Genomic DNA, 13,584 nt, shown 5'->3' with positions numbered 1-13,584 from the left:
GGAATCAGTCAATCTTCAACTTCGCTTTGGCACAAACTGCCGGAACAGCTCACGGCTTTTTAGCGGCTTGCCGCCAAGGTAAGGTTTGAGCGCAATGCGGGTAAATCGTTTTGCTGCCCGCAGCGTGTCGGCATCCGGAAATTCACGGCTGGCGAGCGCTTTCAGATGGTGCCCCGTAAACGTGCCGTTATCAATCACCACGCTTGCAATAAAGCCTTTTTCTTCGCGGTAGCGATAGGTCATGGTGTCATCCACGGGTTCACCGCTGCCCGCGCAGTGCAGAAAATCTACGCCGTACCCCAGATGTGCCAGCAGCGCCAGCTCAAAACGTCGCAGCGCCGGTTCTGGCGTACCGTTAACCCCGGCCAGCGCCTGAATACAGTGGAGGTAGTCGAAGAAGAGTTCGGAGAAACGGGTTTCGTTTTCCAGCACGCGGGAGAGAAGTTCGTTGACGTATAAGCCGCTGTAGAGCGCAATGCCGGTGAGCGGGAGCGCCAGGGAAACGGCTTCAGCGCTGCGCAGCGTTTTGACATCGCCGCGGCCACCGAAGCGCACTAACAAAGGCGTAAAGGGCTGAAGCGCACCTTTGAGATTAGAGCGTTTGGAACGTGCGCCTTTAGCCACAAGGCGCACGCGTCCCGATTCTTCCGTGAAGACGTCCAGCATCAGGCTGGTTTCGCTCCAGGGACGACTATGCAGAACAAAAGCGCGCTGCCAGCCTTCCACGAGGTTTACTTAGAGGTCGTCGACGTAACCGAGACTGCGCAGCGCGCGTTCGTCATCGGCCCAGCCAGATTTCACTTTCACCCACAGTTCCAGATGAACCGGGGCTTCAAACATCTCCTGCATGTCCTTACGGGCTTCAATACCGATGGTTTTGATTTTGGCGCCTTTATTGCCAATCACCATCTTCTTCTGCCCTTCACGCTCTACGAGGATCAGACCGTTGATGTCGTAGCCACCGCGCTCATTGCTCTGGAAACGTTCGATTTCAACGGTGACGGAATACGGCAGCTCAGCGCCCAGGAAACGCATCAGTTTTTCACGGATGATTTCGGAGGCCATAAAGCGCTGGGAACGATCGGTGATGTAATCTTCCGGGAAGTGGTGCGTCGCTTCCGGCAGGTGCTTGCGCACGATGCCCGCTACGGTATCCACGTTCAGGCCAGTTTCTGCGGAAATCGGCACGATATCGAGGAAGTTCATCTGGCTACCGAGGAACTGCAGATGCGGCAGAAGATCCGCTTTCTCCTGAACGTTGTCCACTTTATTGACCGCAAGGATCACCGGTGCGCGACCACCTTTCAGCTTGTTCAGCACCATTTCGTCGTCTGCGGTCCAGCGCGTACCTTCCACCACGAAGATGATCAGCTCAACGTCGCCGATGGAGCTGCTGGCCGCTTTGTTCATCAGGCGGTTAATAGCGCGCTTCTCTTCCATGTGCAGGCCCGGGGTATCGACGTAAATCGCCTGATAAGCCCCTTCAGTATGGATGCCGACAATACGGTGACGCGTGGTCTGCGCTTTGCGGGAGGTGATAGAAATCTTCTGACCAAGCAGGTTGTTCAGCAGGGTGGATTTGCCAACGTTAGGACGACCAACGATGGCGATAAATCCGCAGTAACTTTTTTCGTCGCTCATTCCAGCTCCAGTTTTTTCAGCGCCTGTTCGGCGGCAGCCTGCTCCGCCTTGCGACGGCTGGAACCTGTGCCAACCACCGGTTCACTCAGGCCACTGACCTGGCAGTGGATAGTAAATTCCTGATCGTGGGCTTCGCCACGCACCTGCACAACCAGATAGGAAGGCAGCGGCAGATGACGACCCTGTAAATATTCCTGCAAACGCGTTTTCGGATCTTTTTGCTTATCACCCGGACTGATTTCGTCCAGTCGGGTCTGATACCAGCTGAGGATCAGCTTCTCGACGTTCTGAATGTCGCTGTCGAGGAACACGCCGCCAATCAGCGCTTCAACGGTATCCGCGAGAATAGATTCCCGACGGAAGCCGCCGCTTTTCAGCTCACCCGGCCCCAGGCGTAAACATTCACCCAGTTCAAATTCACGGGCGATTTCCGCCAGCGTGTTGCCGCGAACCAGCGTGGCACGCATGCGGCTCATGTCACCTTCGTCTACGCGCGGAAAACGATGATACAGCGCGTTGGCAATGACATAACTTAAAATGGAATCACCCAGAAACTCGAGGCGCTCATTATGCTTACTGCTGGCGCTGCGATGGGTTAAAGCCTGCTGTAACAGATCCTGATGTTGAAAAGTGTAGCCCAGCTTGCGTTGAAGCCGATTAATTACGATGGGGTTCATGCTTTACCAATAGATGAATGCGTCAATAATGCAGCACACGAAACCGACCTGAGAAAGCCAACGCGGTTTCGTGTGCCGTGGATCCCTTACGGGTACCAACCTAAAACTTCGGGGGGATATTCTATACGCAACGACAGGGGATGTCGTTAGCTGAGAGGCATTTATATAGGAAATAATTCATGTCGCCACGCTTAACGTGACGACATGAATCAAAGGTCAGGGATTAATGAATTCCACCGATGCGGCTTAAGCGTACGCCGGTCGGCCATTCGCCTTCCTGTTTTTCAAAGCTCATCCAGATGCCAACGGCTTTACCCACCAGGTTTGCTTCCGGGACAAAGCCCCAGTAGCGGCTGTCGGCGCTGTTGTCACGGTTGTCGCCCATCATGAAGTAATGGCCCGGCGGAACGATCCAGGTCGCCAGCTGCTGGCCCTGCTGCTGGTAGTACATCCCCAGCTGATCCTGTGCGATCGGCACGGTCAGGATACGGTGAGTCACCTCACCCAGCGTTTCGTTACGCCCGGACAGACGTACGCCATTATCTTTGCTCTCGCCCTGAGGCAGCTGCCAAAAACCGCTGGTTGCTTCAGCACCATTACGACGAGCGAAGGTCTGAACGAAGTCGCTCGGCTCAACGTTGGAGTAGGTCACCGGCAGCGCATTGCCACAGGCCTGACCGGAGCTACAGTTTGGCTGAATGGTCACTTCTTTCGCAATCGGATCGTAGCTGACTTTGTCGCCCGGCAGGCCGACGGTGCGCTTAATATAATCCAGGCGCGGATCTTCAGGATATTTGAAGACCACAATATCGCCACGCTTCGGATGACCGGTTTCAATTAACGTTTTCTGGTAAACAGGATCTTTAATGCCGTAGGCAAACTTCTCCACCAGAATAAAGTCGCCGATCAGCAGCGTCGGCATCATTGAACCAGACGGGATCTGGAAAGGTTCATAAATAAACGAGCGCACCACCAGCACAATCGCCAGCACCGGGAAAACGGAGGCACCGGTTTCCAGCCAGCCCGGTTTCGGGCCAACTTTTTTCAGCGTCTTTTTATCCAGGGTATCACCCGCTGCAACCTGCGCAGCGGCCTGACGTTCACGGCGTTTTGGTGCAAAGATGAACTTATCCAGGCACCACAAAACCCCGGTCACCAGGGTCGCAATGACCAGGATCAGGGCAAACATGTTCGCCATGCCAACTCCTTATTGGTTATTTACCGTCTTTACCGACATGCAAAATGGCAAGGAAAGCTTCCTGCGGCAGCTCAACGTTACCCACCTGCTTCATGCGCTTTTTACCTTCTTTCTGCTTCTGCAGCAGCTTTTTCTTACGGCTGACGTCACCGCCATAGCACTTAGCCAGAACGTTTTTACGCAGCTGTTTCACGGTGGAACGGGCAATAATGTGGTTGCCGATTGCCGCCTGAATCGCGATATCAAACTGCTGGCGTGGGATCAGCTCTTTCATCTTCTCAACCAGCTCACGACCGCGGTACGGAGCGTTGTCGTTGTGGGTGATCAGCGCCAGTGCATCTACACGCTCGCCGTTGATCAGCACGTCGACGCGCACCATGTTGGAGGCCTGGAAACGCTTGAAGTTGTAATCCAGCGACGCGTAGCCGCGAGAGGTGGACTTCAGACGGTCGAAGAAGTCGAGGACCACTTCCGCCATTGGGATTTCATAAGTCAGAGCGACCTGGTTGCCGTGATAAACCATGTTGGTTTGCACGCCACGCTTCTCGATACACAGCGTGATCACGTTGCCGAGGAACTCCTGCGGCAGCAGCATGTGACATTCGGCGATAGGCTCACGCAGCTCCTGGATGTTGTTGAGCGGCGGCAGCTTGGACGGGCTGTCGACGTAAATAACTTCTTTATTGGTGGTCTGCACTTCATACACTACCGTCGGTGCGGTGGTGATGAGATCCAGATCGTATTCACGCTCCAGACGCTCCTGGATGATTTCCATGTGCAGCAGGCCGAGGAAACCACAGCGGAAGCCGAAGCCCAGCGCCGTTGAGCTTTCTGGCTCATAGAACAGGGAGGCGTCGTTGAGGCTCAGCTTGCCAAGCGCATCGCGGAAGTTTTCATAGTCGTCAGAGCTGACCGGGAACAGACCCGCGTAAACCTGAGGTTTAACTTTCTTGAAGCCCGGGAGAGCTTTGTCAGCCGGATTACGGGACAGCGTCAGGGTATCGCCCACCGGCGCGCCGAGGATGTCTTTAATGGCACAAACCAGCCAGCCTACCTCGCCGCATTTCAGTTCTGTGCGGTCAACCTGTTTCGGCGTGAAGATGCCCAGACGGTCAGCGTTATAGACCTGCCCGGTACTCATCACCTTAATCTTGTCGCCTTTGCGCATTGTGCCGTTCTTGATACGAACCAGAGACACAACGCCCAGATAGTTATCGAACCAGGAGTCGATAATCAGCGCCTGCAGTGGGGCCTCAGGATCGCCTTCCGGAGGCGGAATATCGCGAACCAGACGTTCTAACACATCAGGAACGCCGACGCCGGTTTTTGCCGAGCAGCGCACGGCATCCGTTGCATCAATCCCTACGATATCTTCAATTTCTTCCGCCACGCGCTCCGGATCGGCCGCAGGGAGGTCGATTTTGTTCAGAACTGGCACCACTTCCAGATCCATTTCCATCGCGGTATAGCAGTTCGCCAGGGTCTGCGCTTCTACGCCCTGCCCGGCATCAACAACCAGCAGCGCACCTTCACAGGCAGCCAGAGAACGCGACACTTCATAGGAGAAGTCTACGTGGCCCGGGGTGTCGATAAAGTTAAGCTGGTAGGTTTCGCCGTCGGTCGCTTTGTAATCCAGGGTCACGCTCTGCGCTTTAATGGTAATGCCGCGTTCACGCTCCAGATCCATGGAATCGAGAACCTGCGCCGCCATTTCACGATCGGAAAGACCACCGCAAATCTGAATGATACGGTCGGACAGCGTGGATTTACCGTGGTCGATGTGAGCAATGATGGAGAAATTTCTTATGTTCTTCATATGTATGTGTTTTTCAATTCGCTATGCTGATAATTTTTTCTTGATGGACACAGCGGTGGACACTCCACAGTAACTACCCCATCAACGACTGGCGTGCATATTACACTGTAGCGCCGAAATCGTCAGCATACGATCTGTTGATTAACATGTGATGTTACATCACAGGTGTATCATCGGCACTGTCTGTCCTGGCATCGCCGATCACATACTTCACTGCGGAACGGCCCTGAGATTATGCAAACGACAAGCGAAATGTCGCTCAGCGTCGTTCCATTTCTATAACCAAACTGGCGCTGAAGAAACGGCATGCCGCATAAACTTGAGAAGTTGCATTGAAGTGAAGTAATATGGTTTTTATTAATTTATTACAAAAGATAAATGACATGCAAGATACTTATATCCAGTTGTTATTTATAATAACAACCATGTTTCTAACGGCAGTATTATTTTCCACTAAACTATTTATTTTTATTGACTCAAACACAAAATCAAAGAGAAACAACGGGCTTGATGGACTACGATTCTTCCTAGCCTCTTTTGTAATATTCCACCACATGGACTTCTATCGTAATTTTTTCGATAACGGTTCATGGGTATCACATAACACATTATTTATTTATATGGGAAGGGTTGGGGTTGCCGTTTTCTTTATGATTACAGCATATTTATTTTGGGGTAAAATTAGAGAAAAAAATTCCGTTGACTGGATCTCTTTATATAAAGAACGTTTTTTCCGAATCGCTCCCCTTAGTTTTTTTGTGAGCATACTAGCCGTATTTATTATTTTCCTATCAAAAGGCACCCCATTAATAACAAAATCAGAATTAGCAAATTTTGCTTCGTGGTTTGATGCAGGTATATTTGACAGAAAACAACCAATAAATAATTTCGGCGCATCACGCATTGTTATTGCCGGTGTAACTTGGACACTACGTTGGGAGTGGATGTTTTACTTTACTCTTCCCGCCCTGTTCATGCTTAGAAAAGTTAAGTACGAGGCATCTATAACCTTGTTTATTGGAAGCCTGTTCCTGCTTGGCAGTTATACCAATGTGAGTTACATTTGGTCTTTCTTTTTTTCAGGAGTATTGGCGAAAGAGTTGGAGGATAAAATTGAAATTACTCAAAGAACTCTAAACCTTTCTTTTTTAGCTATTGCTGCGCTGTTCTACCTAGTAGAGCCAGCGCCTAACAGTGATGCCTTTACTGTTTTCATTTTCATCATGTTCTTTATGGTTATTAAAGGGTTCTCTTTCTTTGGTGTGCTTAATACCACTGGCGTTATGAGATTAGGTCACATTAGCTACAGTTTATATTTAACACAAGGACTGGTGCTCTATGTTGTATATTACTCACTACATAACAAAATGCATGGAGTTAATCTTTACATCGTATTGCTGTCAGCATTTATGATGATAGCATGTCTATCATCAATCACATATAAACTAATTGAACGTCCATTTATCACATTTGGAAAGAGATAATATCGGTGGTGATTTTCAACCACCACCGCATAATACTTACACAGGCTTTTCAGGCCATGTTACGTATGGAGCTTTAGAAGTATCAACCCGGTTAACCATTACCCTGTATTTTTTCCATGCTGCGAGCATTACCGTTTCATCTTCGGTAGCAATTTCCAGTTCAGCAGCATCCTGTAGCGGAGAGATCGACAGGGTAGCTTCTGCCAGTAGGATAGCCTTTGTTTGTTCCGCTTCTGCCACTGCTTCAACCTTGGATTCTTCAGAAGGTGTCGGCGGATAAAAAGTTCTGCCATCGTACGTGCCGCCGATAATGCAATCACTTTCGTTTTCGCATAAAACCACCGATACCCCTTCAGGAGGCTGCCACTCTGTTTCGCCATCCCACAGAACCGTATTAATAATAACCCCAGATGGGTCAATAACTGCGAAGATGCTCATTATGAATACTCCCAAACGATGACAACACCTTTGGCTCCGTTCCCGCCTGCGTAAGCGATATCCGTCCCGCTATCAGACCAACTTTTTGAGCCAGCCCCACCAGACCCATAGGCAGTAGCAGTCGCACCAGCTCCGGAAGAAGATGCTGCCCCTCCTCCAGCTCCGAAAAACGAGCGCCCCCCCATCCCCGAGATAGCTCCTAAGGTGTAAGCGGCAGCTAAGCGTAAGCCAATGACATAGGATCCTTGATAGCCACTTGATACAATATTTCCTCCACTTACTGTTGGTGGCGCAGGCTGGGATGTAGATTCGATCCCAATGATGGATGCGGCCGCGCCAGGAGACATTCTTGCCCCACCATACCCCCCACTAGCTGACATTAAACTGCCAAAGGAAGTTGTGCCGCCGCCACCTCCGGAGCTCCCAGAAACCCCCACACCGCCAGCCCCAATAGTCACGCTGTAACTGGAAGATAAATTAGTGAAAATTCCTTTTCCGTAACATCCTTCTGCCCCCCCTGCGCCAATGCTCGCATTCCCGGAAGTAGTTGCCGAGCTCCCGCCGCCTGCGCCGCCGCCGCCCTGGCATTCAACGATGATTGTTTTTGTTCCAGGCGATGGGGTGTAAGTTCCGCTGGAGGTAATCACTTTAACGTTAAGGAGGTTGCCTGCGCTGGACACTACCCCCCATTTGCTCGAAGGAGGGGTGTCTGTATTGGCATCAACCAGAGACTGGTAAACGACGCCACCAAGTAACGCAATAGCACCTTTACCATAGGAATATGGAACGCCGCCATTGTCGTCTGCTGTAATGAACTGGCCAACACCGCCCACCTGAATTTCACCAATTGCAGACGTAATCAGGTTGAACAGTCCGTTCATCTTTTCGCGTTCGATTCGCTTGGCGCTCGGGTCTGTTGCCGGGTCAAGTGAATACGCCTGGCCGTAACCCTGCGTCATATTCACACCGCCGCCTGCGTCAGTTTCAGGCACGGCTGTTTTATCCCCTGAGTCAGCAAAGGGGATTCGGATAAGAGAGGTCATATTAATTCCCGAATTGTGATTTTGGTTGGTCGAAGTTCAGGCCGTAGTTAGCAAACCCGAAGGATTCTCGAGGCTTAATCAGGTGGTTAATCTTCACGCCTGACGGGCGCGGGATCAGGTCGAATTCTTGCAGGAGTGTCATCATCAAGTCCGGCAGCACTTTCTGATAGACCACGGTGATCGTCATGTCGTGTCCGTCGAGCGCGTAAACATCGCTGCCGAACACATCGCTGAGCGCATGATTTATCGATGGCATAGAACCATCAGAGGTGATCTGCCACCAGCGCATCCTGAGCAGCTTTCTCTTCTGCTCCACGCTCAGCCTGTTCACCGTGTCGGCATCTGTGGCAAAGTTGCTGATGCCGAAGTTCAGGCCGTAATTGGCAAACCCGAAGGCCGGGTAGTCAGAGGGGCTGGCGCCGGAGACGGAATAAAGCGGGAGGTCGAGAATTATCGACCAGACGTTAAGCCCGAAATCATTGGCGGTGAGCAGATTGAACACATCCCGCTCCCAGTCCTCCCAGAACGCCTGTTGATTTTTGCTGTACCACTCCTGTTTGAGGCTGAGGAGATTTATCAGGTTTGGGACCTGGTCATACTCCCATTTGACGACCTTCATAAGGTCGACGCTGAAATCAAATTGCTGGATTTTCATGTCGTCACCACAATGATGTCGTCCTCCTGAATGGTGGCTTTCTCATTCAGGCCGATCGCAATATCATCCTTTGACCAGGTAGGGGTGGCCGACTTCAGGGAGATTTCCACGCTCTTAATGAAGATTTGTGGTGATGCCGTGTTAGCCGCGGCAGCCAGCTCGAACGGCGACACGTCTTCGCCCAGCACAAATCCCGCCTCGCCATTCTCCAGCAGGCCGTCGGCATACTGCATCACCGTGTCTTTGATGATAGATGCCGGGTCGCCTGTTCCTGTTCCTGTTCCCTTCGCCAGCACCGTGAAGCGGGCCATTACGGGCACAGCCGTTGGCCGGTCGAACAGCACAGCGCTTTCCTGCCCTGACCACGGATCGGTAACAGTGACACTTTGCGCGCCATTCCAGGCTGCGCCACCCGTCTTCGACGAATACAACTCATTGGCAATGTCCTGGTCCAGACCGCCGTCGACACATACCCAGACGGAGTGGCCGACCAGATAAATATCATCGATGGTCTGCGGCAGCGCGTCGGTATTCTCGCGAAACGAGAGAGACTTGACGCCTTCTACCGCCCGGACGTTTGAGTAGACTGCTTCGGAGACTGAGCGCCCCTGAAGCGCCAGCGTTTCCCGACGCTCTTTTCTGGCCGATAAGTCAGTCTGCTCTTCCGCACCCAGCGTACCGGCAATGGCATTATCCGACGTTTCCCAGCCTACGGCGGTATATCCCGCCACTGGCTCCGTCAGCGCGTGCGCCGGGCATGCAACAGGGCCAGACTCCAGCGCCTGAAAATCTCCTTTACCACCGCCAGCATTATCCAGCACGACAGTCGTCAACAACTGAAAGAGATCACCAGCAACTGTCGCACGCCGGGAGCCGGAGGGAATGACGATTCCCGGGACTCCAGCAAGAGCCACACCATCAACAAGCGTGTAAGTTGCTTGCCGCCGCTTGCCACCGGTCAGCGCCCAGATATCGTCAAGAAACACACCGCCGGCATAGTTCGGGTTTATCTGGTTCGCTACAGCAGCGTTATTGGCCGCCACTTCCGATCGAACAGCGACATCGCTGGCGATGACGGTTCCCTGTGGCGTATCTGGAGTGACGTCGAGATCCTCGCCAAACGTCGATTTCCATTCGCTCTCGGTATCAGAGAGAATTTTTGACGTGTCAGGAACGATTATCCCCTGGGGGGAAAGATATTCATAAGTTGCCACTCACCTTCTCCGTTCCGTAAATGGTTTTGATTTCTGCGGAATACTTCAGGTTGTCGCCGTCAGGCTGGAATGTGACACTCCCGACACCGGTTACGCCCGGCACCGTCAACAGTGCTTTGCGGAGGTACATGTCATAGATACTGGTGTTGGAAGTCGCATCGAGTGACAGCTGCTTGAACGGTATTCCGCGCGACTGCGCATAGGGCAGCTCGCCCAGGATGGTGCGGGACACGTGTTCACATGTCTGTTTTACAGCCTCGAGATCAGTGGCCATAGCCAGGTTGCCATCGCGGCCGAGGTAAATGTCGTAGTTGCCATTAGTGGCGAATGTCTTCATGGATTCTTCGCAGGTCCGACGTTCCCGCCCTCCGGATTCGAATGATCATGACCGATAAGCTTCAGCGTGCCATCGGTAAACTGCGGTGCCTGTATTGGCTTATTGGACTGCACGCCGGCGTCGGTGATGGAGACCACCGTTGAGCCAGCCGTCAGGACGATACTGCCAGGCTTCACGGCAACCGATGTTGTTCCGTCCATGGTTTGCAGCGTCGCCGCTGCGCCATCCGAGACAACGAAATCCTTCATGACGTCAGGAACAAATACCCCGTCCTCAAAACAATGAAGCCGGGCTGTATTGCCCGGCTCCGCTTCGTAGGACTGAAGGAATAGTGACATGTCACGGTCACTGGCTTTTATCCAGCCGAGGTCCCCGGGCTTTAACGGGAACGTCAGGCACATGCCGCCGCCGCCCATTACCAGCGCGGGAACTTCCGCCGGGGCCGTCAGAGGGTTCATGGAGCCGTCGGTCATCGTGACGCGGTAGAGGATTTCGATTTGCGCACGGTTGCGAGTGCGGTCGTAGGAAACAATGCGCGCCGGCAGCATATCGTCAACATCGAGCAAGAATTTGCGCAGAACAAGATCCATTGCGCCTGACAGGTCATTATCCTGCCCGGGCCTGCGGCTAGGTGCTGGATTTGGCATTTGCTTTCTTCTGCGCCTCCCGCTGCTCTGTTATGGATTTGATGTTGTCGTTATTGCAGGACAGATCGGCGTACCAGTCATTTTCGTGAGTAGCCAGGCTGATCGCCATGTTGTAAATGACGTACTGGCCGTTCACCGATTTGTTCACGTCTGAGCGGATTTCAATCTGCTGGCCCAGCTTAATCGACGGGTCAAACAGCATGCGCACCTTCACGCCTTTGTCGTCTGGTGCCGGGTTTCCGACCATGCCGGTATCCTTGGAAATCAGCCTGACTTCCCCCTTCATGCCTTTGCCGTAATCCTTCACCACCAGGAAGTCATCATCGATAAAGCAATCGACGTCACCGACCTGTTCCAGTTTCTTTATCTGCTGGGCCGTGGAACCGTTGTAAACGTAGTTGGCAACCGTCTTGTCTTTGGCCTCAAAGCGCAGCGCCAGGGCGTAATCAGAGGCGACGTGCTTACACAGTTCAGACAGCTGGATGGTCTTGGGCGACGACCGGGACGTCCATTTGTACTTTGCGCCGTCCTGCGTCAGGGCCTTCATCGTCAGTTTGCGATCTGGCGGCATGCTGGGGTCAGCCTGCACAACGTCGCCGTTATAGATGTTCTCTACCCCGGTCGCCTGCCGGCCAGCACGAATTGAGATCAGCTTTGGCTTCTGGCTCGGGTTCCAGGGTGAAGTTTCAGTGACGAGATAATCGATGGTGTCCAGCAGCAGATTATCGATTTCAACGCTGCAGGAGTTCTGCTTTGTGTCGGTCGATTTGTTGATCTTCACGGCTATTGCCGCACCGCGGTAGAACTGCATCTCGCCGTTAACCTCAATGCCCACTTCGAGGACGCGACCATCAAGCATTGTCGATCTCCTCGTTCGTCACCCACACCAGAACGTTTGAGCCCTCAAATCCGGTGTAGTAAGGCAGTTCGTCGTTATCCGTCAGCAGAAAGAAATTACCGTCATTGAGATAGCGGGAAGGGATAATTGGCATGCCCGCGACAGCGCGCCGGTTGCTGATTATCGTCTCGCCATCGCGAATGACCGACACGGCCATGATGCCGTTACACTCCTTCAAACTGAGCTCGTAGAGAGAGCCCTCCAGCACCACAGACAGCGATTGCCGGGGATAAACCTTCAATGGGATCTGCTTCATCAGAACCACCCCGCCATATCTTTCAGCACCGAGCTTGATTTCGACTGCGTGGCCGCCGTAGCGTCCGAAGTGCTTTTCTGTCCCTGCTTCACGGTGTCCGCATCAGGTTTGGCTGTGCCGCCGGTCTTCGCCGACTTGGACGAAACAGCCACCTCTTTGGCTGGCATCGTCTCGATCGTCGCAGTAAACCAGACAACTTCTTTCAGTGTCAGCGTGACCGCCACAGTGTCGCCGAGGTCACGCCCAACGCCCGGAAGCGGGAAGGAACAATCTGATCAATCACGCCGCCGCCATCAGTACCGGAATCGCCAACACTTTCGGCATAGAGATAGAACACGTCCGCACCGCCGTTGGCGTCATTCAGCTCAATCGCTGATTTAACCGTCACGTTCGCATAGTTCTCTTTCAGCCAGTCATACGGCGTTTCGCCCAGGTCGTTCGGGGTGGAAAGGTAATCCACCTTGTCAGAGGCTACCGAGAGGATGATCGGCGTCGATGTCGGGTCAATAACTTCTTTCGACTTGGTACGAAGTGCCGACAGGCCGGTAAGCAAATCACGCACAATTTCTGCGTAGGTCTTCTTATCCCAGGTTGCCCCCGCCGCGCCTGCAGACACAGTGATGTATGCGGGGAGGTTTGGATCGTTCAGGTAGCCGTAGATAGGATAGGACGTTGCCCCGTTGTAGCCATAAAACGCCACGCGGTTACGGGAGATTTCCAGTGCCAGCGATGCTGCATTACGTTTGGTAGCGGAGGAATCAACGCCAATACGGCCAGAACGCAGACCTTCGAGTTCACCAACCTGAATACCTTCTTCGAAGCGGATAACGCCGCGCTTTTCGTAGGTCAGGTTCCAGCTCGACAGCGGAATGTTGCCATAGTCGGTGTAAGGCTGGGCCACGCCAACCAGTTCCAGAATTTCCTGGATAACCTCCTCATCTTCCCACGCACCGGCAGTTACGACACCCATCAGTTCATCAGCCTTGCGGGCCGCAGTGATAACCTGCACCTGGCCAGGAAGCCAGCTTTGCAGAAACTGCATGTACGGGCTGTTACCCTGAGATGCGTTAACGGTCAGGCCTGGAATACTTACCGCTGCATCCATGCCATACGCCTGCGCGTAGGACTGTGCGGCAAAGTCAGAGATATGGATCCCGACTTTTGCAAGCGAGCGGACATTATCAGCTGAGTCCATCGCAATGCCCCGCAGCTTGCTTTTCAGCAATGCGGCAGCAGCCGGGGAGAGGCGCTTATGCACCGTTGAAATTTTTTGAGCCATT

Annotated in this window: 16 protein-coding genes; 1 reads left to right on the top strand and 15 read right to left on the bottom strand. The window is 52.9% G+C overall.

All coding sequences use genetic code 11. The features are described from left to right. Window positions 1-15: 15 nt before the first annotated feature. The 5 genes from recO to lepA all read right to left on the bottom strand — a co-directional run bounded on the left by recO (window position 16) and on the right by lepA (window position 5,332). Window positions 16-726 carry a DNA repair protein RecO gene (gene recO / locus RTU33_RS02150; RefSeq protein WP_312624971.1) on the bottom strand — a complete coding sequence of 237 codons (711 nt, stop codon included), beginning with the start codon at window positions 724-726 and terminating at the stop codon, window positions 16-18. A 9-nt stretch (window positions 727-735) separates the two neighbouring features. Further along, on the bottom strand, window positions 736-1,641 hold the full coding sequence (gene era, locus RTU33_RS02145; RefSeq protein ID WP_312624970.1) for a GTPase Era: 906 nt from the start codon (window positions 1,639-1,641) through the stop codon (window positions 736-738). Beyond that, a complete protein-coding gene (rnc, locus tag RTU33_RS02140) occupies window positions 1,638-2,318 on the bottom strand; it encodes a ribonuclease III (protein WP_097163305.1) in 681 nt (226 codons plus the stop codon). The genes era and rnc overlap by 4 nt, the downstream gene beginning before the upstream one ends. Window positions 2,319-2,541: 223 nt before the next feature. Beyond that, window positions 2,542-3,516 carry a signal peptidase I gene (lepB, locus tag RTU33_RS02135; protein WP_312624968.1) on the bottom strand — a complete coding sequence of 325 codons (975 nt, stop codon included), beginning with the start codon at window positions 3,514-3,516 and terminating at the stop codon, window positions 2,542-2,544. A gap of 16 nt (window positions 3,517-3,532) precedes the next feature. Beyond that, window positions 3,533-5,332 (bottom strand): translation elongation factor 4, encoded by a 1,800-nt coding sequence (lepA, locus tag RTU33_RS02130; protein ID WP_312624967.1) that lies wholly within the window; start codon window positions 5,330-5,332, stop codon window positions 3,533-3,535. A 383-nt stretch (window positions 5,333-5,715) separates the two neighbouring features. Between lepA and RTU33_RS02125 the strand changes: the two genes are divergently transcribed. Further along, entirely contained in the window at window positions 5,716-6,816 is a 1,101-nt protein-coding gene (locus RTU33_RS02125; protein ID WP_312624966.1) for an acyltransferase, read from the top strand. Between the two features lie 36 nt (window positions 6,817-6,852). Here RTU33_RS02125 and RTU33_RS02120 read toward each other — a convergent pair whose 3' ends face one another. The 10 genes from RTU33_RS02120 to RTU33_RS02075 all read right to left on the bottom strand — a co-directional run bounded on the left by RTU33_RS02120 (window position 6,853) and on the right by RTU33_RS02075 (window position 13,583). Continuing rightward, window positions 6,853-7,254, bottom strand: a complete 402-nt coding sequence (locus RTU33_RS02120) for a tail fiber assembly protein (protein ID WP_312624965.1) — start codon at window positions 7,252-7,254, stop codon at window positions 6,853-6,855. After that, window positions 7,254-8,219, bottom strand: coding sequence for a hypothetical protein (locus tag RTU33_RS02115; protein ID WP_312624963.1), 966 nt, complete (start codon window positions 8,217-8,219; stop codon window positions 7,254-7,256). The genes RTU33_RS02120 and RTU33_RS02115 overlap by 1 nt, the downstream gene beginning before the upstream one ends. Before the next feature lie 79 nt (window positions 8,220-8,298). Further along, complete coding sequence (locus RTU33_RS02110) at window positions 8,299-8,952, bottom strand: DUF2612 domain-containing protein (protein ID WP_312624961.1); 654 nt, start codon at window positions 8,950-8,952, stop codon at window positions 8,299-8,301. Further along, on the bottom strand, window positions 8,949-10,166 hold the full coding sequence (locus RTU33_RS02105) for a baseplate J/gp47 family protein (RefSeq protein ID WP_312624960.1): 1,218 nt from the start codon (window positions 10,164-10,166) through the stop codon (window positions 8,949-8,951). Before RTU33_RS02105 ends, RTU33_RS02110 begins: the two co-directional genes overlap by 4 nt. Further along, window positions 10,153-10,503: a hypothetical protein gene (locus RTU33_RS02100; protein ID WP_312624959.1), complete on the bottom strand. Its 351-nt coding sequence runs from the start codon at window positions 10,501-10,503 to the stop codon at window positions 10,153-10,155. Before RTU33_RS02100 ends, RTU33_RS02105 begins: the two co-directional genes overlap by 14 nt. Next, window positions 10,500-11,093: a Gp138 family membrane-puncturing spike protein gene (locus RTU33_RS02095; RefSeq protein WP_312624958.1), complete on the bottom strand. Its 594-nt coding sequence runs from the start codon at window positions 11,091-11,093 to the stop codon at window positions 10,500-10,502. The genes RTU33_RS02100 and RTU33_RS02095 overlap by 4 nt, the downstream gene beginning before the upstream one ends. A gap of 37 nt (window positions 11,094-11,130) precedes the next feature. Continuing rightward, window positions 11,131-12,009 (bottom strand): baseplate hub protein, encoded by an 879-nt coding sequence (locus tag RTU33_RS02090; RefSeq protein ID WP_312624957.1) that lies wholly within the window; start codon window positions 12,007-12,009, stop codon window positions 11,131-11,133. Next, entirely contained in the window at window positions 12,002-12,304 is a 303-nt protein-coding gene (locus tag RTU33_RS02085; RefSeq protein ID WP_312624955.1) for a phage baseplate plug protein, read from the bottom strand. Before RTU33_RS02085 ends, RTU33_RS02090 begins: the two co-directional genes overlap by 8 nt. Further along, on the bottom strand, window positions 12,304-12,528 hold the full coding sequence (locus tag RTU33_RS02080) for a hypothetical protein (protein ID WP_312624953.1): 225 nt from the start codon (window positions 12,526-12,528) through the stop codon (window positions 12,304-12,306). The genes RTU33_RS02085 and RTU33_RS02080 overlap by 1 nt, the downstream gene beginning before the upstream one ends. Next, window positions 12,513-13,583 (bottom strand): major capsid family protein, encoded by a 1,071-nt coding sequence (locus tag RTU33_RS02075; protein ID WP_312624952.1) that lies wholly within the window; start codon window positions 13,581-13,583, stop codon window positions 12,513-12,515. The genes RTU33_RS02080 and RTU33_RS02075 overlap by 16 nt, the downstream gene beginning before the upstream one ends. Window position 13,584 lies beyond the last annotated feature (1 nt).

This window comes from Scandinavium sp. (assembly GCF_032012665.1).
Taxonomy (GTDB): Bacteria; Pseudomonadota; Gammaproteobacteria; order Enterobacterales; family Enterobacteriaceae; genus Scandinavium.
The sequence above is the reverse complement of the archived record's forward strand: the minus strand, read 5'-3'. Positions and strand labels throughout refer to the sequence as shown.

Excerpts from the sequence above, each read along its gene's own strand:
- era (WP_312624970.1), bottom strand. The coding sequence starts at position 1,641 with ATGAGCGACGAAAAAAGTTACTGCGGATTTATCGCCATCGTTGGTCGT.
- rnc (WP_097163305.1), bottom strand. The coding sequence starts at position 2,318 with ATGAACCCCATCGTAATTAATCGGCTTCAACGCAAGCTGGGCTACACT.
- lepB (WP_312624968.1), bottom strand. The coding sequence starts at position 3,516 with ATGGCGAACATGTTTGCCCTGATCCTGGTCATTGCGACCCTGGTGACC.
- lepA (WP_312624967.1), bottom strand. The coding sequence starts at position 5,332 with ATGAAGAACATAAGAAATTTCTCCATCATTGCTCACATCGACCACGGT.
- RTU33_RS02125 (WP_312624966.1), top strand. The coding sequence starts at position 5,716 with ATGCAAGATACTTATATCCAGTTGTTATTTATAATAACAACCATGTTT.
- RTU33_RS02120 (WP_312624965.1), bottom strand. The coding sequence starts at position 7,254 with ATGAGCATCTTCGCAGTTATTGACCCATCTGGGGTTATTATTAATACG.
- RTU33_RS02110 (WP_312624961.1), bottom strand. The coding sequence starts at position 8,952 with ATGAAAATCCAGCAATTTGATTTCAGCGTCGACCTTATGAAGGTCGTC.
- RTU33_RS02100 (WP_312624959.1), bottom strand. The coding sequence starts at position 10,503 with ATGAAGACATTCGCCACTAATGGCAACTACGACATTTACCTCGGCCGC.
- RTU33_RS02095 (WP_312624958.1), bottom strand. The coding sequence starts at position 11,093 with ATGGATCTTGTTCTGCGCAAATTCTTGCTCGATGTTGACGATATGCTG.
- RTU33_RS02090 (WP_312624957.1), bottom strand. The coding sequence starts at position 12,009 with ATGCTTGATGGTCGCGTCCTCGAAGTGGGCATTGAGGTTAACGGCGAG.
- RTU33_RS02085 (WP_312624955.1), bottom strand. The coding sequence starts at position 12,304 with ATGAAGCAGATCCCATTGAAGGTTTATCCCCGGCAATCGCTGTCTGTG.
- RTU33_RS02075 (WP_312624952.1), bottom strand. The coding sequence starts at position 13,583 with ATGGCTCAAAAAATTTCAACGGTGCATAAGCGCCTCTCCCCGGCTGCT.